Genomic DNA, 22,192 nt, shown 5'->3' with positions numbered 1-22,192 from the left:
GCGCCCCGGCGGCAGAGCCAGACCTATCCTTCAGATGAACAGACGCACCCGTAGGACAAGTCGGGAGATGAGCACGACGGCAAGGCCCATGGTGATGACGGAAAGCCCCATGGCGATCGCGGCGCCTTCCATGCCGAAACGCGGGATCAGCAGGGCATTGCCGATGAAATTCACTGCGAGGCTAAGGGTCATCGCGGCGCTCTGGAGGGTCGGGTGGTTCGCCTGCGACAGGATCAGGCTGTAGCACAGCGGGGCCGCAGCGAAGGGCAAGGCCAGCATCAGCCAGAACAGAGGCTGGCGGGCGGCCGCGAAGTCCTGATCGCCGAACAGCAGACCGGCCACATGCGGATAGAGCATGTAGGCGGTCAGCGCGCCGAGCCCCATCACCAGCGTGACGCCGAGCCCGAGCAGCCGGCTGAACCGCAGGATTCCGGGCTTGTCGCCATTGGCCATGCTACGGGCGAGCTGCGGCGAGATGTTGTTGCGGACCACGACGACCGCTTGCAGCGCGGCTTCGAAGATCAGGGCTGCGATCGAGTAGATGCCGGCGATGCGATCGTTGAGCAGGGCGCCGAGCATCAGCACGTCGACCCGCGTGTTGAGCTCGCCGACCATGCCGGCAGGCAGGATCCTGATGCCGAAGCGAAGATGGCGCATGCTTTCGCCGAGCGCCTCGCGCCATCCGCTGCGCAGCGGCACCACGCTGGCGACATAGCTGGCCGAGGCGCACAGCAGGATGAACTCGCCCAGCGACAGCACGACCGCGAGTGAATAACCCGGCGCGCCGAGTGCGGTGAGGACGCCGAGGCTGACCAGAATGAAGACGTAGCGCCCGGCCTGAAGCACGGCGAAGGCGCGCATATGCTGCAGCCCGTTCACGACGCCGAGAAGGAACTTGTTGAGCGCGAACGGGATCAGGCCAGGCGCTGCGAGGACCCAGGCTCCGGCGAAGTCGGGCACGGCAGGGAACAGGCGCGCCAGAAGCGGCGTGCCGAGGAATGCGCACAGGGTGACCAGCGATGCGATGGCGAAGCAGGCGAGCAGGCCGCCCTGAACGATCCGGCGCAGCTTCACGGGGTCGTCGGCTCCTGCTGTCGAGACCGCCTGCAAGGCAGAGAACTGCAGGCCGAACGCGGCGAGCTGGGACAGGAAGATGTAGATGGCGAAGACGACGTTGAACGTGCCGAGCGCCGCCGGGCTGTACCAGCGGCCGATCGCGATGTTGAGGGCGATGCCGGCGAGAGCCAGGAAGGCGAGCGAGACCAGATTCCAGGCGAGACCGGTCGCAAGGCCGGTCCGGCCGGCAACGCTTTTCGACACGACGGAGGCTTCCGGTTGCATCAGGCGGCTTCCAGCTTGCGCAAGGCGACGGGGCCGGCGAGCCGCAGGCGGGCGATCGCTGCGCTGACGACCTCTTTCGGCAGCAGCATCGAGAGGTAGGCCAGAGCTTCGTAGTTCAAGCGCTCCAGCCGCGCCAGCGCGCCGAGATCGTCTGGCGTCGCCTGGAAGCGGAGCGGCCCGGTCAGCCCGGCATCGCCGGCCAGGAGGGACAGCCGCCGCAGATGGTAGCGATCGCTGACGAGGATGACGGCCGAGGGCTGGCCGACCGCCTGGCGTATCGCAGCATTCGCGCCCGCAAGATTCGAAACGGAGTCGTTCGAGCCGGTGTCATGAGCGACCTGCTCCGGCCGAACGCCGCTGGCGAGCGCGTCGTCGCGCATGTCGCGGGCGCCGAGATAGCCGCGGCCCGGACGCCAGCCGCCGACGGTCACCAGGAAATCGGCCTGGCCCGTTTCCAGGAGCCTGACCGCAGTCATGGTCCGCAGATGCCGGAAGACGGGACGGTCATCGTAGAACGCCACGGCCACCACCGGCCCCGCATCAGTGCGCGCCGGCGCCGTAGCCTGAGCGGCAAACGCTCGCGAACTGAGCTCGATCCACGCCAATCCGCCACCATAGCCGAGGAGCGCGAGGGCGCCGAGAACGAGCAATGCTCGCCTCATCGCGTTGGCGCCCCCGTCTCGGCGAAGGGGATGAGCGGCAGCGCCAACCCCGAGCGTGCTGCATCCGAAGCCAGCGATACCTCGATCCGGTGGATGTCGAGATAGCCGTATTGCTGCTTGGCGATATCCGCGACCGACTGCTCGATGGCGAGCAGCAGCTGCCGCTCGTTCTGGAATACCACACGCACGCTGCGCGGAATGCAGGGTGGAGTCAGGACCCAGGACATGGTCTCGGTCTTGTCTGCCCAGAGCTGGATCGGTGGCAGCTCGAACGCCTGGACCTCGTCCTTCTGCTTGATCGGGATCACCGACATCAGGCTGAAGTTGCGGACCGGTTCGAGTTCGCACTTGATCAGCAAGGTGGGGGTGATTCGCCCATAGCCAAAGATCGAGGCCTTGAGGTTGATCTGTAGATCGCCGGCCTTGAAGAGCTCCTCGAGCTGAGCCTCGCGGGAGGCTGTCTCCTTGTCCGAGATCGGGCGGAACGGCGGAGGCGATATCAAGGATGCCGAGCCGCTGAGGCGTTGCAATCCGAGTGTCGGGAACGGCCAACGTTCATCGAGCGCGGCCGAGGGCGGCTGGGTCCGCAATTGCAGGCCAAGACGGGGATTCAGCGATGCCGCGCTGAAAACCCACCCCTTGTTGACGGCGTTGACCGTGGCGCGATCGGATTCCGCTTGTGGGTCTGCGGAAAAGACAACCGAATTCGCGGTCCAGCCATGGACTCTCAGCGTGTTGCCATCGCGCAGGCGGAAGACCACGCGGGCCCCGCGCTTGGTGCGCTGGTCGCTGGTGCCGATGCGCGAGAGCGCCGGCACCAGCCAGCCTCCGACGCTCTTGGGCGCTTCGGTCAGGAGGCCAGACCAGATCGTCTCTCGGATGAGAATCGGTGCGCCGACCAGGTCCGTACTAGCTTCCAGGTCACCCAGTCGCTTGGCGACCGGAGGATAGCTGACATATTCGACGATCATGTCGGCCAGGCCCGAGCCGGACAGGGTCGCCTCCATCAGGATGCGGCTCTCGTCGCTCAGCTCGAAATCGGCGGCATTGATGGCGTTAGGGTCGTTCTGCGTTCTGACCGGCTTGGACAGGATCGCGTCCCAGCGCAGCAGCTGCTTGACCGCTCCGCGACGACGCGTCAGCTCGGCGATGCCGCTCTGCGGGTCGAGCGTCAGCCTGGTGCGCTCGCCATCGACGAAGCCGGGACCCTGATCCGTGGTTGCGTAGAGCTGGGTTCCCTTGCCGACCATCGGGACCGCCTTGGCGATCTCGGTCCGCTCGATCGGCGCATTGGTCTCCCGCACGCGGTAGAGGCCCCAGCCATTGCTGCGGGCGATCGGCCTGATCAGCTGCGGATCACGCAGGAGCGCCGCGAAGGCGCTGTTGTTGATCTCGGGCAAGGAATAGCCGGGCGCGTAGATCCACTTCAGCCCGCGCTTCAGCAGCGCGTCCCGCAGCGCGCGCGGATCGTCCATCACGAAGAGATCGGTGAGCGTCGTATCGACGTGGAAGCGGAAGCGGGGCGAGCTGTAGAAGCCGAAGCTGGCCTGTCTGAAGGACAGTGCCATGTCGTCGGGCGCCATCAGGTTGCGGGCGATGCCCTCGATCGCCGCTTCGTCGAGCACACTGCCGTCGCGCTTGGCCTGCTCGGTTTCGAGCAGGCGCCGAGAGATCATGTCCTCGTTGCTGAAATAGACGCGCATGTTGGCATAGCCCAGCCGGAACACGTCGTAGAGCTGGAATGAGATCAGCATCGCGACGAGCAGGCAGCTGGCGAATGCAAGCGGCGTCAAGACGGACTCCCTCGGGGCGGCAGCGCCGCGTCCCCGCGAACCAGGGGCGAAGCGTCCGAGCCATGAGGTGAGCGCGTAATATCCTTTGCCGACGGCTTCGTCGGGAATGAGCCGCCCGAGCCCGATCATCGCCAGCGCAATGATCATCGGAACGACCGTGAGCATATAGCGGGCGTTCTTGACGGCGAGGTCGGTGCCGGCCAGCACCGACAGGAAGATCACACCGATATAGCCCAGCAGCGCGACGAGCAGGGGGATGGCCGCGTCGCTGCCGCGTGCTGCGAAGGTTGCGATGGCAGTGGCGCGCCGATCGGATCGGGCGAGATTGCGAAGCAGGATCAGCACGGCGATGAGCGTGCCGAAGCTCGGCAGAAAGCCGAACAGGTCGGTCCTGGTGAATGGCATCAGGACGCCGAGCACGAAGCGGTCGGCGAAGGTCTCCAGACCGCGTTCGCCGCGGAGGAATTCCGATACGCCGAGATTGGGAAGATCCCAAACCGGAACCGTGTCCTGGATCGGGCTGCCGAAGATCGCGACATTGCGCAGATAGTGGGGGAGCGCCATGATCGCGATGGTGATCGTGATGATCGCAAGGCCTTCGACCAGCCGGCGGAGCGAGCCGCGCCAGCAGACCACGAGCATGGGCAGCGCGATCGCCATGGCGAGAATGCCGATCGAGTGCGTCATCGCCGCGCTGCCGATCGCGTAGCCCGCGAGCAGGAAAGCGCCGCGGCCGCCGCTCGTCACGGCATGGATCGTCAAGGCGATCGCGGTGACGAAGATGGCGATGCGCGTCGCATCGATGTGAGCGGTCAGCGCGATCTCGAAATACACCGGCACCGAGATCGCAAGAAACGGGGTCAGCCAGAGGCGCCAGCTCAGGCGGCGGTCCGAAGCGAAGACCAGCCCCGCGGCCAGCGCAGCGCTGGCGACGGCGAACCAGAGCGAGATCAGCTTGGCCGCGCCGGCGATCGCGGACGTGCCTTGCAGCATGAAGGCCAGCGCGATCAGCGAGCCGTAAGTCGGCGGGTGGGTCCAGGGCGCGATGAAGCCGCTCGAGGACAGCGCGGTCTTGAGCGGGTAGACATGCGCGTCGCGCTGCTCGTACAGCAACCGGCCAAGCTGCATATATTCGAGCGGGTCATTGCCGTGCAGCGGCAGGATGAGCAGCTCGAACGCCAGGCACAGCGCGGGGATGGCGAATAGCAGCATGCCCCAGAACGCGATGCTGGAGCCAAAGGGGTGCTGCCCCCAGGCCTGGTGCAGGCGATGCAGATCCGCCGCCAGCGAGCGGAGCCTGAGCAGACAGACCAGCAAGGGAGCGGCGGCGAGGATACCGACATAGAAGGTGGGGCTGCGTCCTGGAACGACCCAGAAGAGCAGTGTCAGAAGCAGGCCCAGGGTGATCGGCCCCAGAATAGTAGCGCTGGCGATGTATGCTGCGAGCCAGTGGGGGCGTGAAAGCGACGGTCTAGCAAGCGCCCAACACGCCGCGGCATACAATAGAAACAGGATGTATAGCTGAGCCGCCGCAACAATCTGCACCTCGTAGCCGATCATTGAGCGCTCCTCCCGGAGGTCGACTTGACCCCCGGGGCCGAATGCCTGCCGGTGAGGTTCGCGTCAAGCTGCTTCGTCGTGATCCTGTTTATCGGTGCCGGCCTTGAACAGGTGCGGCAGGACGAGCCACAGGGCCAGGCTTCGCAGCCCGGCAATGACGGCAAAGCAAAGCAGGGCAGTGACCGGCTCAGTCGCCAGCTGGAAGACCAGAAGCCCCGCAGCAAGCGCCATCAGATGGATCGCGAAGGCCCGACGCTCAGCGCCGGCGAAAGCGACGAGCTCGGCATGCGGCCCGCCGAGCGCGATGGCGCCGGTAAGCAGGCAGGCGATCGGAATATAGGCGCCGGTCGCCGCGATACGGCCTTCAATGACGACGAGGTTGAGGGCCTGAGCTCCGCCCGCCAGCAGGGCGACGAACAGCAGGACGCCGGCGAGATAGATCAGCGCGAACACCGCGGGAGACGTCGACGAGCCTCGACCGCGCCAGGCACCCGACGCGACGATGAAGGATGTCGCAGCGGAAGCGAGCAGCTGCATCGGCGCATCGGCGATCCGCAGCGCCAGGGCGATGTGGCCAGTCGTGGCATGGTCGGCGAGGCGGCCGACCGTGATCAATGGCAGGGCGACGAGAGTCTGCGAGGCGAGCGCCGCGGGCAGATTGAAGACGACCAAACGGTGCCAGCGTGCCATCACGCGGGGTGTCCAGCGCGGGCGCATCAGCAACCGCAGCAAGGCGCCGTGACCCGCCGAAACCATGGCTGCCGCCAGAGCGGCGCCGATGATCTCTCCAGCTATCAGCATGGCGAGCGGCGGCCAGCCGGTCGCCAAGAGCACTATTTGCGCCGTGAACTGGCCAATGGCTTGCGCCAGGATCAGGCCACTGAGCCGCATTTGGTCGCCGGATCGCAAGAACCAGGCATTGACCAGCAACAGCACGCCGCGCGCCAGGAAGGCGACCAAGAGCAGCAGCGCGAAGCCATGATGCGGGTGCTGGGCCGGGAGATCGGGGTTGAGGGCGAAGGCCGCTGCGACCGCCACCAGGGAGCTCGCCGGCAGGATCAGCAGGGCGTTGCGCGTGACACGTACCGCCTCCGCGACCGAGGGGGCGGTAACAATGGCCCGCTCGAGCCGGAAAACGGCGAACACCGCAAAGACCAGTCCGATGGCCTGCAGCCGTCCGTAGAAGCCGAAAACCGCAGGTGCCACGACGATTGCCACCACCAGCGCCAGCAACGCTGAGGCGATGCGTGCGCCGAAGGCGAGGGCGATCAGGCTACGGGGTCCGGTCATGCCGCTTCTTGCGATCCACGAAAGTGGCGTCGCCATCGCGAACGGCCATCGCCGTTATTGCCGGCTTAGCCGCCGGAGGTAAAGCGCATGCCGCGGCATGCCGGCTTGATCCGCGTCATTCGAACCTGCGAGAATGCCGGCGCTCTTGCGGCATGCCGTCGCTGGCACGATACCGGCCCTCATGCTTCTTCTCCCAAGCCTCGCCGTACTCGGCGCGTTCGCAATGCTCGCGATTGCGACGGCGGCACTGCTATGCAACCGGGGTGGGTGGAGTTCCGCCGACCGGCCACTGGCGCTCGCAGTCGGCGTCACCTGTGCTCCGGCCCTTGCCGGGGTGGCGCTGCTGCCATTCTTTCTGGCAGGCTGGCATCCGATCAACGCGCGCGCACTACCTTTCGTGCTCGCAGGGCTGATGCTGATCCTGGCGGGGTGGCCTTTGCCGCTGCGCCTTCCGGGCGTCTGGCGCAGACCGAGGCTGGCGACCCTCGCCATCATGGTGATCGTGGCTGGCCTCCTGCTGGCGCTGCTCGCATTGCCGCTGATCGAGAACGATGCGCTCGAATACGCGGCCGTCGCCCGCTTCCTGGCGCTGGAAGGGAACTTGCAGCGCTATCCGCTCGTCATGGCCGATCCGGCGAGCGGGCTTTATGCGCCTTCCATCCACCCGCCGCTGTTCCATCTGGCGCTGGTCTGGGGGCAGGCCTGGTTTGGCGAGAACATCTTCATGGCGCAACGGCTGATCACCTTGTGGTCAGCAGTCGGGGCGACCTGCGTCGTCGGCGTGATGGCCGGGCGTGAGAGCCGTCTTGCCGCTGCCTGCGCGATGCTGCTGCTGGCGACGACGCCCTTCTGGCTCAGCAGCGTGGCCGGCTACGGCATCGACGCGATGCGGATCGCGTTGTTCACAGCAGCCGTGGCGAGCGTTCTCGTCGTCGTCGAAGTCGCAAACCTGCGTCGTGCTACGAGCGTGGGCCTGGTGAGTGGGCTTGCGATGTGGACGCATGGCATCGGCATTCTCGCGCCAGCCTTCGCAGGGATCTCGCTCGCTCTGTTCCTGCTTCCGGCACGACAGTGGCGCCCCCTGCTCGCGTTCGGCCTGGTTGCTCTGCTTGGTGGCGGCGGCTGGCTGCTGCGCAATCTTTGGCTGCTCGGCACCGCGATCGGCGACGACTGGCCCGCGGCAAACTGGCCAAACCTGGCTTTTGCGGCGGATCTTGCTGCCCGGCGCGGCCTCGTCACGTTGCCTGAGCAGGTCATCCACGGCGCCTTGCGCCCCTGGATAGATATCGGACTCTTTGGCCCGGCCTTCTGGCTCGCCTTGCTGGCGCTCCCGCTCGGGGTACGACGGCCGCGCGGTGCACTGACGATAGCACTCGTCGTGGTCTTCGGTTTCACAGCGCTGGCCTTGCTAAGCGTCGCAGCCGGTTCACTCCTCGTCGTGAAGAACCCGCGCTATGTGCTGACGGTGGCGCCGTTCGCGGCGATCGCAGCCGGCATCGGCTGCGCCCGGCTGTTGCGCGCGGCGCCGGTGCTAGGCCGGGTCGCGCAGGGCGTCCTGGCACTGGCACTGATCTGGGGAGCGATCAATCTCGGCATCAGGTCTTATGGGCTGGCTGATCTTGGCCTGGTCCTCTCGGGCCAGGAGCGTGGCTTCCTGCAGAAGCCGCGCGTCACCGGCGGCCCTTTGCTCGAAGGGCTGGAAGGCCTGGAGCCGGGGCGCGTGCTCAGCTTCCGCCCCCCGGAAGTCGCGATCTATGGTGGGCACCCGTGGATCGACCATACCGATCCACGGCTGAAGGAACTGCACAGCGCCGATGTGGCGACTGCGGCAGCGTGGCTGGCGCGGCATGACGTCCGCTTCGCGCTGCTGCCGGACTACAGCCCGGTCACACATGGCCGCTCGAGCCTCGGCTTCCTGCTCGGCGATCCCGCCTGGGCTGAGCCGCTCGCGGCGCACCGCGGCGCACGCCTGTTCCGGTTGCGCGAAACACCGGCGGCGATCGATTGTTCACCGCAACCTCTGGCCGCGGCGATCGAGAGGTCTACCGGCGTCGGCCTCGGCGATGTGCTGGCGCGGCTGTCGGGCATTCCGCATCTGCGGCGGATTTTGCCCGGCGGCGCGCCTCGTATCGAGCCGGACACGGTCTTCGACTGGTCGAGCGCTGGCATGGAAGAGCTGGAAATTGCCGTCCGGCAGCCGTTCGAGGGGCGCTTTGCCGCCACGCTGCAATTGTCGGGAACGGGTGTCTTCGCCGTCGATGCCGTCATTGCGAGCGAGACCGGCGCATCGACGGAGATCCGGCTCATCGATGCACTTGCCGATCCGAGCCCGCGCACGGTCTCCGGACAATGGTTCACCGGTCCGGGCCAGACGCTACGCGCGCTGCGCGTCAAGCCGCTGGCGCCGGCCAGCGGCAGGGTCGAGTTGCACAGCGCGAGCGTCTGCCGCGTCGGGGAGCGCTGACGATTTCGTCAGCGCAGGTGCTTGTTGGAATCCATGTCGAACCACATCGCGAAGAAGATCGACTGCATCGCGGTCGAGAACGCGAACAGCATCGCCATGGACGACATCGGCGGAGCGACCCCTTCGATCACCCACAGCCCGATCACGCGCAGGAACATGAAGACGCTGAGCAGCAGCATCAAGACGCCGAGCACGTAGAAGAAGATCAGCGGGTGGAAGTCGCGGACGATATACTTTTCCCACAACCGGCTGAGGAACCCCCGAACAAGGACGTTCGAGATGGTGAAGATCACGCGGCGGATCTTGATGCCGCTGACCTCGCCGACGCCGTAGACCGGGCGAATCGGCACGTCCCGGACCCGGAAATTCTCGATGTTGAGCTTGATCAGGACGTCGTTCGGCTGGCCGTAGCGCTTGTACATATTGTCCCAGTCGAGCGTCTGCAGCACGGCCTTGTTCGCGACCGTGTAGCCGGTCTGGGAGTCGGCGACATGCCAGTAGCCGGAGGCGATCTTGGTCAGCAGCGACAGAACCGAGTTTCCGAAGAAGCGACGCTTCGGGATCAGGCGGTAGGAGCCGCGCCAGATCAGCCGGTTTCCCTTCGAGTAGTCGATGCCTTCATCGAAAACAGGATCGAGCAGGTTCGGCAAGTCAGCCGGGTCCATCTGCGCATCACCAGCCATGACGACCGCTGCATCCATATCGTTGTCGCGAGCCCACTTGTAGCCGGTGGCGATGGCGCCGCCGACACCCTGGTTCTCCTGGTGTTCGAGCAGGACGATCTTCGGATTGGAGGCCGAGAGCTCCTGGACGACAGCAACGGTTCGATCTTTGCTCTTGTCGTCGATGATTACAATCTTGTCTACGAATTCCGGCATTGTCGCGACGACTTTGCCAATCTGCGTCTCCTCGTTGTGGCAGGGCACAACGACGCAAACAGTCTTATTCTTATACATCAGAAGATTGCTTTTCTCGAGAGGCCGGCTGAGCGGGCGAAGGCGCGCCTTGATTGCACAGAAACAGGGGTGTTTCAAGGTTACCGCGTGCTTCAGCGCGCTGTGCGAGCGTGGCCCGCCAATCGAGCGAAGAGGATTTGCATCCAGCTACAGGTCAGGATGCGTCATCTACATGGCTGGCGCGCTGGCCCGATCGAAGCCTGCGAAGCGATCGCCTCGAGGTGGATCGCAGCCGCGCTTCTGGACCCTGGCCCGCTCGAGCAGGTGGCGCCGACGCCTAACTTCCCCTGCGCGACACTGCCTGCGCGGCGAGGCGTTCGTAGAGTGCGGTCAGCTTGGCCTGCTCCCTGCTCCAGCTGAGCTCGCGAGCCGCGACGAGCGCGTTGGCTCGCATCGTGGCGAGCAGCTGCGGATCAAGCGATGAGAGAGCTGCGGCAATCGCCTCGGGCGTCGCCTCCATCGCGGCAAGCCCGCAATCATGTTCCCGGACCAGATCGGCCAGATCGGTCTGATCCGCGACCAGCAGAGCCAGGCCGGCCATGAGATACTCATAGGTCTTGTTCGGCATCGCGAAACGGGTCTGGCCCGTGTCGCGCGGAGCGCAGAAGACGCCGACATGAGAGCTGGCGGCGGCCTGGATGACGGTATCGTACGGTACGCTCGGCTCGAAGCTGATGCGGTCGGTGGCGCCGGATGCGGCGGCGAGGCGCCGGAGCTGTTCCAGATAGCTCGGAAGGCCGTCGCCCCGCAGCGTCAACTGGTATTGCGGCAAGAGCGGCATGGCCCCGATCAGGGGCTCGATGCCGCGTCCGCCTTTCATGATTCCGTGGAACAGCAGGCGTATAGGCTCGCCGGGCGGAGCCGGAACCACGGCTTGGTAGGCTGGCGCGTTGCCGATCACGACCGGGCGGACGGGCAGTTCATAGATCCGCTCAAGCGTTTCGGCGATACCGTGGCTCACGGTCACCACCGCATCGGCCGCCTTGATGAAGCGGGCTTCGATGGCGCGCGTATGCTTCTGGGCAACCAGGCGCCAGACCCAGTTGTCGGCATGCTCTTCGCTCGCCAGTTCGTGGCTGTCGTAGACGATGAGCGAACCGGCCGCGCGTTTCGCGGCGTCGGCGGCGACCAGCGTCTGCCAGTCATTGGCGTGGATGATGTCGGGACGCAGCGCGAGCAGGGCGGCCCTGGCGGCCCGGTGCTGCGGCAACAGCATGTGCAGGAATGGGGCGGAGGCCGGGGCGAAATTGGCGGGGAACTGCGTGGCGGCGAGCGCGAGCCGCTGGCCGGTGTGCCCTGGCGGGTTGGGCAGCCGAATCATCTGTACCGGCAGGTCGGGCGGCTCGCCGAAACCGATCGCGACCACCTCATGGCCGAGCGCCACCAGCGTCTCGAGCGTGCGCAGGACCCGATAGTCGCGCGAGATCGCGGTGTAGGACAGCACTGCGATCCGCAGCGTGCGCTCGGCCCGGCTATTCACTGGGAGAACGGCCCCAAAGTTTCTGAATCGCTGTCATTTCCAATCTGCCGAATCCGAGAATACTTTAACAGCCAGGATTTAAACTATCTCAAACGGCGCTTCGCACAGGAGGAACTCCGGGCGCGGCGGCTCTGCCAACGGATCAACTGGCCGGCACCACCGCCCGCAGGATGCGGTCGACCTCGCCACCACGCTGCTGCCAGCTGGCCTCGCGCAGAACATAGGCTAAGGCGTTCTCCCCCAACATGGCTGCCTTGTCCGGCTCGGCAGCAAGCGTTTTGACCGCCTTCGCGACGGCCGAGGCAGAGGCGGGAGGCACGATCAGGCCGGCGCCGGCCTGCCTGACGATTTCGGCCTGGAAGGGCAATTCGCTGGCGATCACCGGAACGCCGCAGGCCATGGCCTCGAACAGCTTCAGCGGCGCAACGCCCGAGGCGGAGCGGCCGTCCTGATCTTCGATCACGCAGAGCGCGGCGAGTGCGCCGCGCAGCAGGGCAGGAATCGCCTCATAGGGCTGCCGGCCGAGCCAGAGCAGGCGAGGGTCGGCCTTCGCGGCTTCGAGCTTGTGGCGTTCGATGCCGTCGCCAACGATGACGAGCTTCACTTCGTCTGGCCAGGACGGGTCTTGCAGCGCTGCGAGCATGGTGCCCACGCCGTGCCAGGCGACGAGGCCGCCAACGAAGATCACATAGCGGCCGGCAATATCGGCACGGGGCCCAGCAGGCGTGAACAGCTCGGTATTGGCGCCGTTGGAGACGACGCTGACCCGGTCATGGCCGGCGAAGCCGCGAGCCCATTGCGCCAGTCCCTCGGTGACGGCGACCAGGTGAGCCGCCATGCGGTATTGCGTCCGGTAGAGCCAGGAGAAGATCGGCGAGAGCGGTTTCAGAGCCGGGTAGGTCACGCCGATGTCGGCCGGCTTGCCGTTGATCTCCTGCACGACCGGAATCTTGCGCCGGCGCGCCCAGAGCGCGAGCGGCAGCGCCATGAAGTGCGAGCGGACGAAGACGGCGTCAAACTCGCTCAGCCGGCGCCCCAGCGCGAGCTGAACCCGGCCATAGTCGAGCAGCCGCTGCAGGAAGGAGGTCCGCGCGCTCGCCCCGCCCCGCGTCGTGGCGAAGAGCTCGACCTGCCAGCCGCAATCCCTCAGGCTGGCGATGATCTCGTCGATATGGGTCTGCGACGCTTGCCCCGGCCTCGGCGTCTCTAGCGAGAGATAAGCCAGCCGCAGCGGCCGGCTCATGCCACCGCGGCCGTCGGCGCCGCCAAAGCCTCGCGGACCTGCTCGATGATGTAGTCCTGCGTCGCCTCGTCGAGATAGGGATGCATCGGCAGGGCCACGACCTCCTGCGCGACGCGCTCGGAGATCGGCAGGCCGTTGCCGGCGACCGGGAAGTGCTTGTAGGCGGTCTGCTGGTGCAGCGGCTTGGGGTAGTAGACCGTGGTCGGCACGCCCTTGGCCTTCAGCGCCGCCTGGAAGGCGTCGCGGCGGCCGGCATCGACCCGGATCGTGTACTGGGCCCAGGTCGAGACGCTGTCGGGCATGACATAGGGCGTCGTGACCAGGTCCTTCAGCGCTGCGGTATAGCGCGCGGCGACGAGCTGGCGCTGCTCGATCTCCTCGGCATAGATCTTGAGCTTCTCGATCAGAACGGCGGCCTGGATGGTGTCCAGCCGCGAGTTCACGCCGACGCGAACGTTGTCGTATTTATACGAGCCCTTGCCGTGGAAGCGCAGCGAACGCAGCAGCTCGGCGTGCTCGTCGCTGTCGGTCAGGATCGCGCCGCCATCGCCATAGCAGCCGAGCGGCTTGGCCGGGAAGAAGCTGGTCGTGGCGAAATCGCCGATCGCGCCGGCGACGCGGCCCTTGTAGCGGGCGCCGTAGCCCTGCGCCGAATCCGAGATCAGGACGAGGTCGTTCTCTTTGCAGAAGGCCTCGATCGGCTCGTAGTCGCAGGCCTGGCCGAAGAGGTCGACCGTTATCAGGGCGCGGGGCTTGAGCTCGTGCTTCCTGGCGGTTTCCAGCGCCGCGGCGAGGCCCTTAGGGTCGATGTTGTAGGTGGCTTCGTCGATCTCGGCGAAAACCGGGGTCGCGCCCATCCAGGCGACGACTTCGGCGGTGGCGGCGAAGGTGAAGCTCGGGCAGAGCACCGCGTCGCCCGGGCCGATGCCGAGCGCCTCGAGCACCAGGATCAGTGCGTCCGTGCCGTTGGCGACGCCGATCGCGTGCTTGGCGCCGCAGAAGGCGGCGAGCCCGGTCTCGAACTCGCCGACCTGCTCGCCGAGGATGTAGTTGCCGTCGTGGACGACCTTGAGGATGGCCTCGTCCATCGCCTTGCCGATGCGCTGGCGCTGGGCCTTGAGGTCGATGAACTCGATCGCGGGACGCTCGCTCATCAGACGATCTCCTCGAGAGTGTCGGGTCCGGTCTCGCGATAACGCCGGCCGGTTTCGGGGCAAATGAGATCGGGGCCGAGCTTGGCGCCGTTATGGCTCATCCAGCCGATGCGACGGGCCGGCACGCCGGCCATCAGGGCGAAATCAGGCACATCCTTGGCCACCACTGCTCCGGCGGCGATGAAGCAGTAGGCGCCGAGCGTGTGGCCGCAGACGATAGTCGCATTGGCGCCGATGCTGGCGCCCGTCTTGACCAGGGTCTTCCGGAACTCCGCCTTGCGGTTCAGGAAGGCGCGCGGGTTATTGACGTTGGTGAAAACACAGGACGGGCCGCAGAAGACGCCATCCTCGAGCACGACGCCGTCATAGAGCGCGACGTTGTTCTGGACCTTGCAACCATCGCCCATGCTGACCCGTGGGCCGACCATGACGTTCTGGCCGAGGACGCAGTCCTTGCCGATCTCTGTCTGGCCGAGGACATGGACGAAGTGCCAGATCTTGCTGCCGGCGCCGATGGTCACGCCATCGTCGACATAGGCGCTCTCATGGATCGCTACGCCTGGAAAGCGCGGATCGTCACGCATCTGCGACCCGGCCATCGGTTTCAGGCCTTGAGATATTTATCGACGAAGGGGTGGCGCTCGCCATTGGTGACGATCGGCAGATTGCGGAACTCAGAGACCACCTCGACGCAGAAGCGCACATCCTCGAGGCCGTAGCCTTTGCCGGCCAGGATCTCCTGATAGCTGCGGGTATGCAGGTCGGTGAAGCCTTCGGAGAATTCGACCTCCTCGCCGTCGAGCGTGATCGAGCGATAGGTGGTCTTCTTGCCCTTGACGCTGTCGGGCAGATCGTTGGCGTCGACCGACAGGAACCAGCGCACATCGGCCTTCTCATAGGAGAGCAGGCCGCCGGCGCGCCCGGGCTCGCGCAGGCTCGCGGTCTGCGACTTCAGCGGGCCGAAGACATAGGCGAGCATGTCGAAGAAATGGACGCCGATATTGGTGGCGACGCCGCCGGACTTGCTGTCGTCGCCCTTCCACGAGGCGAAGTACCAGCGACCACGCGAGGTGATGTAGGTCAGGTCGACGGCGTGGCGCTCGTTCGACTGGGCGATGCGCTCCTTAAGCGCCTGGATCGCCGGGTGCAGGCGCAGCTGCAGGATCGTGTTGATCTTGCGGCCCGTGTGCTGCTCGATCTCGGCGAGGCCGTCGATGTTCCAGGGATTGAGGACGAGCGGCTTCTCGCAGATCACGTCGCAGCCGGCACGCAGGCCGAAACGGATATGGGCGTCGTGCAGGTAGTTGGGTGAGCAGACACTGACATAATCGATGTCTTCGCCGCGCCGGTGCAGCTTGTCGACATGCCGGTCGAAGCGCTCGAATTCGGTGAAGAAATGCGCCTGTGGGAAGTGGCTGTCGATGACGCCGACCGAATCATTCGGATCGTAGGCGACCTTGAGGTCGCCACCATTGGCCTTGATCGCCGTCATATGGCGGGGAGCGATGTAACCGGCGGCGCCGATCAGCGCGAAACTCGTCATGATTGTCCGTCTCGATCTCGTGCGTCGTGCCAGCAAGCTAAGCCCCGCCGGCGCCGTTCTATCAGGCCTTGAAGACGTTGTCCGCCTTGATGCCGGCGCGCGCGCAGGCGTTGCGGGTATCGACCACCAGCCTCGAGCCGGCGACGATCGCATGATAATCGACGTCGTCGTGGTCGGTCGCGATCAGCACGGCGTCGAAGCCGGCGAGCGAGGCCTTGTCGACCGGGGCGCTCTTGCGGCCTGTCAATTCGGCGTGCTCGCGGGTCGGCGGGATCACCGGGATGAAGGGGTCGTGGAACTCGACATGGGCGCCGCGCTTCTCGATCAGCTCGATCAGCTTGAGCGAGGGGCTCTCGCGCATGTCGTCGATGTTCTTCTTGTAGGCGATGCCGAGGATCAGGATCTTCGCGTCGCTGAGATTCTTGTGCCCCTTGGAATCGAGCAGGGCGGCGAGCTGGTCGACGACCTGATAGGGCATACGGGTGTTGATCTCGCCGGCGAGCTCGATGAAGCGCGTGGCGATGTCGTATTCGCGCGCCTTCCAGGTCAGGTAGAAGGGATCGATCGGGATGCAGTGGCCACCGAGGCCCGGGCCCGGATAGAACGGCATGAAGCCGAAGGGCTTGGTCTTGGCCGCTTCGATAACCTCCCAGACATCGATGCCCATCGCCGCGTAGACGGTCTTGAGCTCGTTGACGAGGGCGATGTTGACGGCCCGGAAGATGTTCTCGGTCAGCTTGACCGCCTCGGCCGTCGCAGTCGAGGAGACCGGGACCGCCTTGACGACGAGCGCGCCGTAGAGGGCGAGCGACATGGCGAGCGCGTCGGCGCCATCGCCGCCGACGACCTTGGGAATGGTCGAGGTGCCGAAATCGGGATTGCCCGGGTCCTCGCGCTCCGGCGAGAAGGCGAGGAAGAACTCCTCGGCGCTCTTCAGCCCCGTCGCCTTCTCCAGGATCGGGCGCATGACCTCGTCAGTCGTGCCGGGATAGGTGGTCGATTCGAGGACGACGAGCTGGTCCTTGCGCAGGCGCTTGGCGATCGCCTCGGTGGTCTTCACCACATAGGACAGGTCGGGCTCGCGGTATTTGGTCAGGGGCGTTGGCACGGCGATCAGCAGTGCGTCGGGCTCCGCCATCTTGTCGAAATCGGTGGTCGCGACGAAGTTGCCGGTCTTCGCGCTCTCGATGATCAGGTCCATCGGGATGTGCTTGATCGCGCTGCGGCCGGCATTGAGATCGTCGACGCGCTTCTGGTCGATGTCGAAGCCGATGACCTTGATGCCCTTGCGCAGGGCCGCGAGTGCGAGCGGGATGCCGACATAGCCAAGGCCGACGATGCCGATGACGATCGAGCGGTCGTTGACGCGTTCAATAAATCGCTGCGCGGTTGGTGAAGTCACAGAGCACCCCAAAATTGCGGAAAGATCGACTGCCGCCAATCTTTGCGCGTGCTTCTTCCAGAGTTGCCAAACTACGTCAACATCCGCTTGGGCATGGGCGCTGCAGCCCTGCTCTGCATCCCCGTGTTTTGCGGGGGCGTGCGACAGCCCACTTTAATCTTTGAAAATGCTCTTAAAATACCGATTGATCGCGCTGTGATCGACAACGATGCCGCGGTTCCGTTCGGTCAGGATGCCGGCATGCCAGTACCAGTCGTCGAAGCCGACATTGAGTCGCTCATAGCCGGCCTGCGCCAGCAAGATTCGCATCTCCTCGCGCCGCGGCTCGACGAAATTGTGCTCGATGGTAAGCAGAGCAATGCGATGACGTGCAAGGTCGATGGTGCGCAGAATCTCCAGCTCCGACCCTTCCGTGTCGAGCGAGATATAGTCGAAGCCTGTCTCGGCGAAGTCTGCCATCGCCGCGATCTCGGCGAAGCTGATCGTCTCTACCTCGATCAGCCCGTGCGTCGCGGCGGCCAAGGCGCGATCGTCGGCATAGCGGTCATTCCCAGCGAATTCGGCCAGGGTCCCGATTTCCTGGGAAGGGATAAAGGACAGGGTATGACCGGACTCGCGATAGACCGCCCGTTCCAGGCACAGGGCGCTGCGGCTTTCGTTCAAGCGGGCGAAGAGGGCAGGATTCGGCTCGACGCAGACACCCTGCCAGCCATGCTCGGTCTCGAGAAAATAGCTGTTGCTGTGCAGCACGCCGTCGAAGGCGCCGATCTCGGCGAAGCGGCCGCCGCGTCGGCCATTGCACATGGCGAAGACCCAGCGCTCCTGCTCGATCTGCGAGTTGGTCGGCATCTCATAGGCGAGCGCGGGATCGAAACGCACCTGCTCGTTCAGTTCGCTCGTCACCATCGCCTTCCAGCCGCCAGGTTGCCGGCAGCAGGGTAGTCGGTGCCCGGCACGGGCGCCAGATGTGCCTGCCCCGGCGGGATCAGGCGGCGATCTGTGGCGGTGAAGGCGGCATCTCACGCAGGAAGCGGTAGCGGCCATGCTGCTTGATGGCGGCAAGGTCGTGCGAGACGAGGCCCGCCGGCCGGACGATCTCGACGCCGACATGGTCGCCATCGAAGTCGAGCACGGCAAAGCCGCAGCGCGTGTCGCTGTCGAGCCCATGATTGCCGGAGAAGGCGAGTGACGGCACCCAGAGATGGCGCAGGCCGTCGATACTGCGGTCGCGATGTGCGTGCAGGTGGCCGCTGACGATCAGCCGGATATCGGCCTGGCAGAGACGCTGCATCAGCTCGCCGCGCGGGGTCGGGCAGAGGGATGCGGGGCTCGGCAGCGCCTCGTCCGGGCTCTCGACGAAGAGCGGCTTGTGCAGGACGAGCGCGACGCGGTCGCCCCTGCTCCCTGTGAGCATCGCGTCGAGCCAGTCGTTCTGCTCGGCTTCGCGGGCAAGCCCGGAGCCGAAGAGTTGCGCGTTGACGCCGAGCAGAGTCCAGCCGTCGAACTGGAAGCGCCAGCGATCCTCACCGATGACGTTGTTCCAACGGGCGAGGCGGGGCTCGTCGACGATCTGATTCGGATCCTGGCCCGGTGGCTCGTCGCCGATGTCGTGATTGCCGGGCAGCGGCAGCACGATGCCCGGCAATGCGGCCAGTGCCTTGGCGGCGAATTCCATTTCGGCGTCGCTGTCGGGTCCGTCGATGCAGAGGTCGCCATTGACGATGGTGCAGGCGGCCTCGATCCGACTCGCGGCGTCGCAGGCAAGCTGCCAGTTAGGCCAGAAGAAGCCATGCGTGGGGGAGAGATGCGGGTCGGAGAGGATGATGACGCGGGTCATGCAAAGCTCAGATTGAAGGGGCGGAAATCCATGTAGTAGAGCGGGTAATGCGCCCATTTCACGTTGCGGCGCTTCGCGAAGTATTCCCGCGCCTGATAGAGGATCAGCGCCGGTGCCTCGGCCTCGAATTCGTCCATCAAGGCGAGCCAGAGCTGCTTGCGCTCGCCCGGATCGGTCGCGATGCGCAGGTCGTCGCTGATCGCGTTGAATTTCACCGGCTGCCAGAAACCGCTCTTCTGGGTCGAATAATCCTTCGACAGATTGACCATCAGCCCGCCGCCGAGCGGATCGGGGAAGCGAAACGAGACGGAGATCGGCCGGACATCGGCGCCCGGCCGGACGAGCTGGGCGATGTTCTCCATGGTTTCGAGCCGGCTCCTGACGCCGACCGCCTCCCACATCTGCTGAATCACCTGCACGGCGAGGTGCATCTGGAGATAATAGCCGGGTGTGATCCGGATCACGATCTCCTCGCCCCTGTAACCGCCATCCTTCAGGAGCTTGCGGGCGCGGTCGGGATCATAGGCGTGGCCGGGGCGAGCGGCGTCGTAATAGTCGCCGAAGGCCGCTGTCTGCAGCGCCGCCATCCGCTGGAAACCCGAGCCCCATAGCGACGTGCCGATCGCATCGATGTCGACGGCGTGGTTCAACGCCTGGCGGACGCGTGCATCCCTCACTACCGGGTTGCGGGTGTCGTAATAAAGGATATGGGCAAGGTCGAGCACGACGTCGCCGCCCTCGAGCGTCGCGCTGCCCCTGAGCGTCTCGACCTGCTCCGGCAGCAGGTTGGTAACGAGGTCGAAATCGCCGGCTTGCAGACCGGCTAGCCGGCTCGACGCCTCCGGTACGACGATCAAGACGATCTGGCGTGCGGCGGGACGGCCCATCCAGTATTCGTCATGACTGTCGAGCACGAGGCGCTGGTCGCGCTGGAAGGAGGCGACGCGGTAGGGTCCGCTGCCGACGGGCTTCTGGCGCATGCCGGCGAGCCCCTGATCGTTGTAGAACTGCGCCGAATGGATCCAGCCGCCATAGGCGGCCAGCCGTTGCGGCATCACCACGTCGGGAGTCGCGGTCCTGAACACGACCGTGTCGCGCCCTTCGGCTTCGACCGCGGTAAGGTGGCCGAAATTGACGCGGCCCTCATGGTGCTGGACTTCCTTGCCGTACATGCGCTCGGGCGAGAAGGTCGAGAGGACGTCCTCGGCCGAGAGCACGCTGCCGTCATGCATGCGCACGCCGTCGCGCAGCCTGGCTTCCCAGGTCAGCGGGTCGCGCTGCCGCAGCGAGGTCGCAAGATGGGGGAGCAGGTGCTGGCCGCCTTCGGCGGCCTCGCGATTGAAGTCGCGCCGCCAGAGCGTATCGAAGACATTGTAGGTGGGCCGCAACCCGACATTCGAGATCGCTTCGAACGGCTCCAGCGTCGGCGGCAGCGCCTGAACGGCGATGCGCAGCACGGGGCGCGTATCGGCCTGCGCCCGTACCAACCCGGGGAGAAATGCAGGCGCGGCGAGGCCGGCTGCGAGCAGGTTGCGGCGGGTGACCATGGCGGCTCCTTTGGGAGCCGCGACGCTGGTCGTCCGCGGTTACAGCGATGTGACGACGGTCAGTGGATTTCCGGTTCCGCCACCTTCGCCGTGCCGGTGAGGTAGTCGAAATCGCAGCCCTTGTCGGCCTGCTGGATATGGGCGGCCGACATCTTGCCCCAGCCGCGCGGGTAATCGCGGTCGGGAGGCGACCAGACTGCGAGCCTGGCCGCGATCTCGGCATCGCTGAGTGCGACCGAAATCGTGCGGGCCTCGACATCGACTGTGATGATGTCGCCGGTCTTCACGGCGGCGAGCGGGCCCTTGATATAGGCCTCGGGTGCGATGTGGAGGACGCAGGCGCCATAGCTGGTGCCGGACATACGGGCGTCGGAGAGCCTGAGCATGTCGCGCACGCCCTGCTTCAGCAGCTTCTTTGGGATCGGCAGCATGCCCCATTCCGGCATGCCGGGGCCGCCGACCGGGCCGCAATTCTTCAGCACCATGACGTGGTCGGCAGTAACGTCGAGGTTCTCGTCGTTCACCGCCTTCATCATCGCATCATAGTCCTCGAAGACGAGGGCGGGGCCGGAGTGCTTGAGCAGGCGCTCTTCGGCGGCCGAGGGCTTGATGACGCAGCCGCCGGGGGCGAGGTTACCCTTGAGCACGGCAAGGCCGTTGGCGGTCGAGACCGGACGGTCGAGCGGGCGGATGACGTTGTCGTCATAGACCTTGGCGAGCGCGATCGTCTCGGAGATTGGCTTGCCGGTCACGGTCATCGCGCCGGTGTGGAGCTTGCTCTCAAGCTGCTTCAGCAGAGCCGGGAGCCCGCCGGCATAGAAGAAGTCCTCCATCAGGAAGTCGCCAGAGGGCCGCAGGTTGGCGATCACCGGCACCTGGCGCGAGAAGGCGTCGAAATCATCGGGGGTCAGCGGCACGCCGGCGCGGCCGGCCATGGCGACGAGATGAATGATGGCGTTGGTCGAGCCGGCGACCGCCATATGGACGGTCAGCGCATTCTCGAAGCTCTCGCGGGTCAGAATGCGGTCGGGTGTCAGGTCCTCCCAAACCATCTCGACGATGCGCTTGCCGGCGGCGGCGGCCATACGCGGATGGGCGGCGTCGGCAGCGGGAATGGCCGAGGCGCCGGGCAGCGTCAGGCCGAGTACCTCGGCATGGCTCATCATGGTCGCGGCCGTGCCCATCACCATGCAGGTGCCGTGCGAGCGGGCGATGCCGCTCTCCATGTCGCGCCAGTCGGCATCGGAGATGTTGCCGGCCTCCTTCTCGGCCCAGTACTTCCAGACATCGGCGCCGGAACCGAGCGTCTTGCCGGCCCAGTTGCCGCGCAACATCGGCCCGGCCGGCACAAAGATGAAGGGCAGGCCGGCGCTGCAGGCGCCCATGATCAGCGCCGGCGTGGACTTGTCGCAGCCGCCAAGCAGGACCGCGCCATCGAGAGGATGAGACCGGATCGATTCCTCCGCCTCCATCGCCAGGAAGTTGCGATAGAGCATGGTCGTCGGCTTCTGGTACTGCTCGGAAGCCGACATCACGGGTATCTCGACCGGGAAACCGCCAGCCGCCCAGACCGCTCGCTTCACCGCCTCGGCACGGTCGCGCAGATGGGTGTGGCAGGGGTTGATCTCGGACCAGGTGTTGAGGATGCCGATCACCGGCTTGCCCATGAACTCGTCATGGTTGAGGCCCATCTGCAGCGCCCGCGAGCGATGCCCGAAGGAGCGCAGGTCGCTGGCGCCGAACCAGCGCTTCGAGCGCAGCGTGTCGGGCGTCTTGCGGGGATGGGACATCGGTGTTTCCTCGAATTCTTGGTGTTCTAGCTTGAGCTGGTTACAGGCCTCGCCGTCATGCTCGCCCTTGTGGCGAGCACCCACGTCTTGAACACCGCACTTGGCGAAGGAAGACGTGGATGGTCGGGAC

16 protein-coding genes are annotated in these 22,192 nt (G+C 65.7%); 1 reads left to right on the top strand and 15 read right to left on the bottom strand.

Translation table 11 applies throughout. The features are described 5' to 3' along the window. Window positions 1–30: 30 nt before the first annotated feature. From ACWIGM_RS08140 to ACWIGM_RS08125, 4 genes are all read right to left on the bottom strand, one after another. Window positions 31–1,320, bottom strand: coding sequence for an oligosaccharide flippase family protein (locus ACWIGM_RS08140; protein ID WP_454025379.1), 1,290 nt, complete (start codon window positions 1,318–1,320; stop codon window positions 31–33). A gap of 20 nt (window positions 1,321–1,340) precedes the next feature. Further along, a complete protein-coding gene (locus ACWIGM_RS08135; RefSeq protein ID WP_454025378.1) occupies window positions 1,341–1,991 on the bottom strand; it encodes a YdcF family protein in 651 nt (216 codons plus the stop codon). Window positions 1,992–1,999: 8 nt separating this feature from the next. Continuing rightward, a complete protein-coding gene (locus tag ACWIGM_RS08130; RefSeq protein ID WP_454025377.1) occupies window positions 2,000–5,113 on the bottom strand; it encodes a hypothetical protein in 3,114 nt (1,037 codons plus the stop codon). 306 nt (window positions 5,114–5,419) lie between these two features. Next, complete coding sequence (locus tag ACWIGM_RS08125; protein ID WP_454025376.1) at window positions 5,420–6,646, bottom strand: hypothetical protein; 1,227 nt, start codon at window positions 6,644–6,646, stop codon at window positions 5,420–5,422. A gap of 181 nt (window positions 6,647–6,827) precedes the next feature. Here ACWIGM_RS08125 and ACWIGM_RS08120 point away from each other — a divergent pair, with 181 nt between their 5' ends. Further along, window positions 6,828–9,110 (top strand): hypothetical protein, encoded by a 2,283-nt coding sequence (locus ACWIGM_RS08120; RefSeq protein WP_454025375.1) that lies wholly within the window; start codon window positions 6,828–6,830, stop codon window positions 9,108–9,110. An 8-nt stretch (window positions 9,111–9,118) separates the two neighbouring features. Here ACWIGM_RS08120 and ACWIGM_RS08115 read toward each other — a convergent pair whose 3' ends face one another. The 11 genes from ACWIGM_RS08115 to araD form a co-directional block, all read right to left on the bottom strand. Then, window positions 9,119–10,066 carry a glycosyltransferase family 2 protein gene (locus ACWIGM_RS08115; RefSeq protein WP_454025374.1) on the bottom strand — a complete coding sequence of 316 codons (948 nt, stop codon included), beginning with the start codon at window positions 10,064–10,066 and terminating at the stop codon, window positions 9,119–9,121. A gap of 277 nt (window positions 10,067–10,343) precedes the next feature. Continuing rightward, window positions 10,344–11,546, bottom strand: coding sequence for a glycosyltransferase family 4 protein (locus tag ACWIGM_RS08110; protein ID WP_454025373.1), 1,203 nt, complete (start codon window positions 11,544–11,546; stop codon window positions 10,344–10,346). A gap of 142 nt (window positions 11,547–11,688) precedes the next feature. After that, window positions 11,689–12,789: a glycosyltransferase gene (locus ACWIGM_RS08105; protein ID WP_454025372.1), complete on the bottom strand. Its 1,101-nt coding sequence runs from the start codon at window positions 12,787–12,789 to the stop codon at window positions 11,689–11,691. Then, window positions 12,786–13,943, bottom strand: coding sequence for a DegT/DnrJ/EryC1/StrS family aminotransferase (locus ACWIGM_RS08100; protein WP_454025371.1), 1,158 nt, complete (start codon window positions 13,941–13,943; stop codon window positions 12,786–12,788). Before ACWIGM_RS08100 ends, ACWIGM_RS08105 begins: the two co-directional genes overlap by 4 nt. Continuing rightward, window positions 13,943–14,527 (bottom strand): acyltransferase, encoded by a 585-nt coding sequence (locus ACWIGM_RS08095; protein ID WP_454025370.1) that lies wholly within the window; start codon window positions 14,525–14,527, stop codon window positions 13,943–13,945. Before ACWIGM_RS08095 ends, ACWIGM_RS08100 begins: the two co-directional genes overlap by 1 nt. Window positions 14,528–14,547: 20 nt before the next feature. Next, window positions 14,548–15,486: a Gfo/Idh/MocA family oxidoreductase gene (locus ACWIGM_RS08090; RefSeq protein WP_454025369.1), complete on the bottom strand. Its 939-nt coding sequence runs from the start codon at window positions 15,484–15,486 to the stop codon at window positions 14,548–14,550. Window positions 15,487–15,547: 61 nt separating this feature from the next. Further along, window positions 15,548–16,888 (bottom strand): nucleotide sugar dehydrogenase, encoded by a 1,341-nt coding sequence (locus ACWIGM_RS08085; protein ID WP_454025368.1) that lies wholly within the window; start codon window positions 16,886–16,888, stop codon window positions 15,548–15,550. 153 nt (window positions 16,889–17,041) lie between these two features. Then, window positions 17,042–17,692, bottom strand: coding sequence for an FkbM family methyltransferase (locus ACWIGM_RS08080; RefSeq protein WP_454025474.1), 651 nt, complete (start codon window positions 17,690–17,692; stop codon window positions 17,042–17,044). A gap of 181 nt (window positions 17,693–17,873) precedes the next feature. Continuing rightward, window positions 17,874–18,725, bottom strand: coding sequence for a metallophosphoesterase family protein (locus tag ACWIGM_RS08075; RefSeq protein ID WP_454025367.1), 852 nt, complete (start codon window positions 18,723–18,725; stop codon window positions 17,874–17,876). Beyond that, entirely contained in the window at window positions 18,722–20,272 is a 1,551-nt protein-coding gene (locus ACWIGM_RS08070) for an ABC transporter substrate-binding protein (RefSeq protein ID WP_454025366.1), read from the bottom strand. Before ACWIGM_RS08070 ends, ACWIGM_RS08075 begins: the two co-directional genes overlap by 4 nt. A gap of 59 nt (window positions 20,273–20,331) precedes the next feature. After that, window positions 20,332–22,062: an L-arabinonate dehydratase gene (gene araD, locus ACWIGM_RS08065; protein WP_454025365.1), complete on the bottom strand. Its 1,731-nt coding sequence runs from the start codon at window positions 22,060–22,062 to the stop codon at window positions 20,332–20,334. Between the last annotated feature and the right edge of the window lie 130 nt (window positions 22,063–22,192).

The organism is Allobosea sp. NPDC055332, from assembly GCF_053645455.1.
This window is presented reverse-complemented; position numbering and strand designations above follow the sequence as displayed.

What these genes read in the sequence shown, in the direction of transcription:
- ACWIGM_RS08070 (WP_454025366.1), bottom strand. Translation starts at nt 20,272, where the DNA reads ATGGTCACCCGCCGCAACCTGCTCGCAGCCGGCCTCGCCGCGCCTGCA.
- ACWIGM_RS08125 (WP_454025376.1), bottom strand. Translation starts at nt 6,646, where the DNA reads ATGACCGGACCCCGTAGCCTGATCGCCCTCGCCTTCGGCGCACGCATC.
- ACWIGM_RS08090 (WP_454025369.1), bottom strand. Translation starts at nt 15,486, where the DNA reads ATGACGAGTTTCGCGCTGATCGGCGCCGCCGGTTACATCGCTCCCCGC.
- ACWIGM_RS08105 (WP_454025372.1), bottom strand. Translation starts at nt 12,789, where the DNA reads ATGAGCCGGCCGCTGCGGCTGGCTTATCTCTCGCTAGAGACGCCGAGG.
- ACWIGM_RS08115 (WP_454025374.1), bottom strand. Translation starts at nt 10,066, where the DNA reads ATGTATAAGAATAAGACTGTTTGCGTCGTTGTGCCCTGCCACAACGAG.
- ACWIGM_RS08080 (WP_454025474.1), bottom strand. Translation starts at nt 17,692, where the DNA reads ATGTGCAATGGCCGACGCGGCGGCCGCTTCGCCGAGATCGGCGCCTTC.
- ACWIGM_RS08100 (WP_454025371.1), bottom strand. Translation starts at nt 13,943, where the DNA reads ATGAGCGAGCGTCCCGCGATCGAGTTCATCGACCTCAAGGCCCAGCGC.
- ACWIGM_RS08095 (WP_454025370.1), bottom strand. Translation starts at nt 14,527, where the DNA reads ATGCGTGACGATCCGCGCTTTCCAGGCGTAGCGATCCATGAGAGCGCC.
- ACWIGM_RS08120 (WP_454025375.1), top strand. Translation starts at nt 6,828, where the DNA reads ATGCTTCTTCTCCCAAGCCTCGCCGTACTCGGCGCGTTCGCAATGCTC.
- ACWIGM_RS08075 (WP_454025367.1), bottom strand. Translation starts at nt 18,725, where the DNA reads ATGACCCGCGTCATCATCCTCTCCGACCCGCATCTCTCCCCCACGCAT.
- araD (WP_454025365.1), bottom strand. Translation starts at nt 22,062, where the DNA reads ATGTCCCATCCCCGCAAGACGCCCGACACGCTGCGCTCGAAGCGCTGG.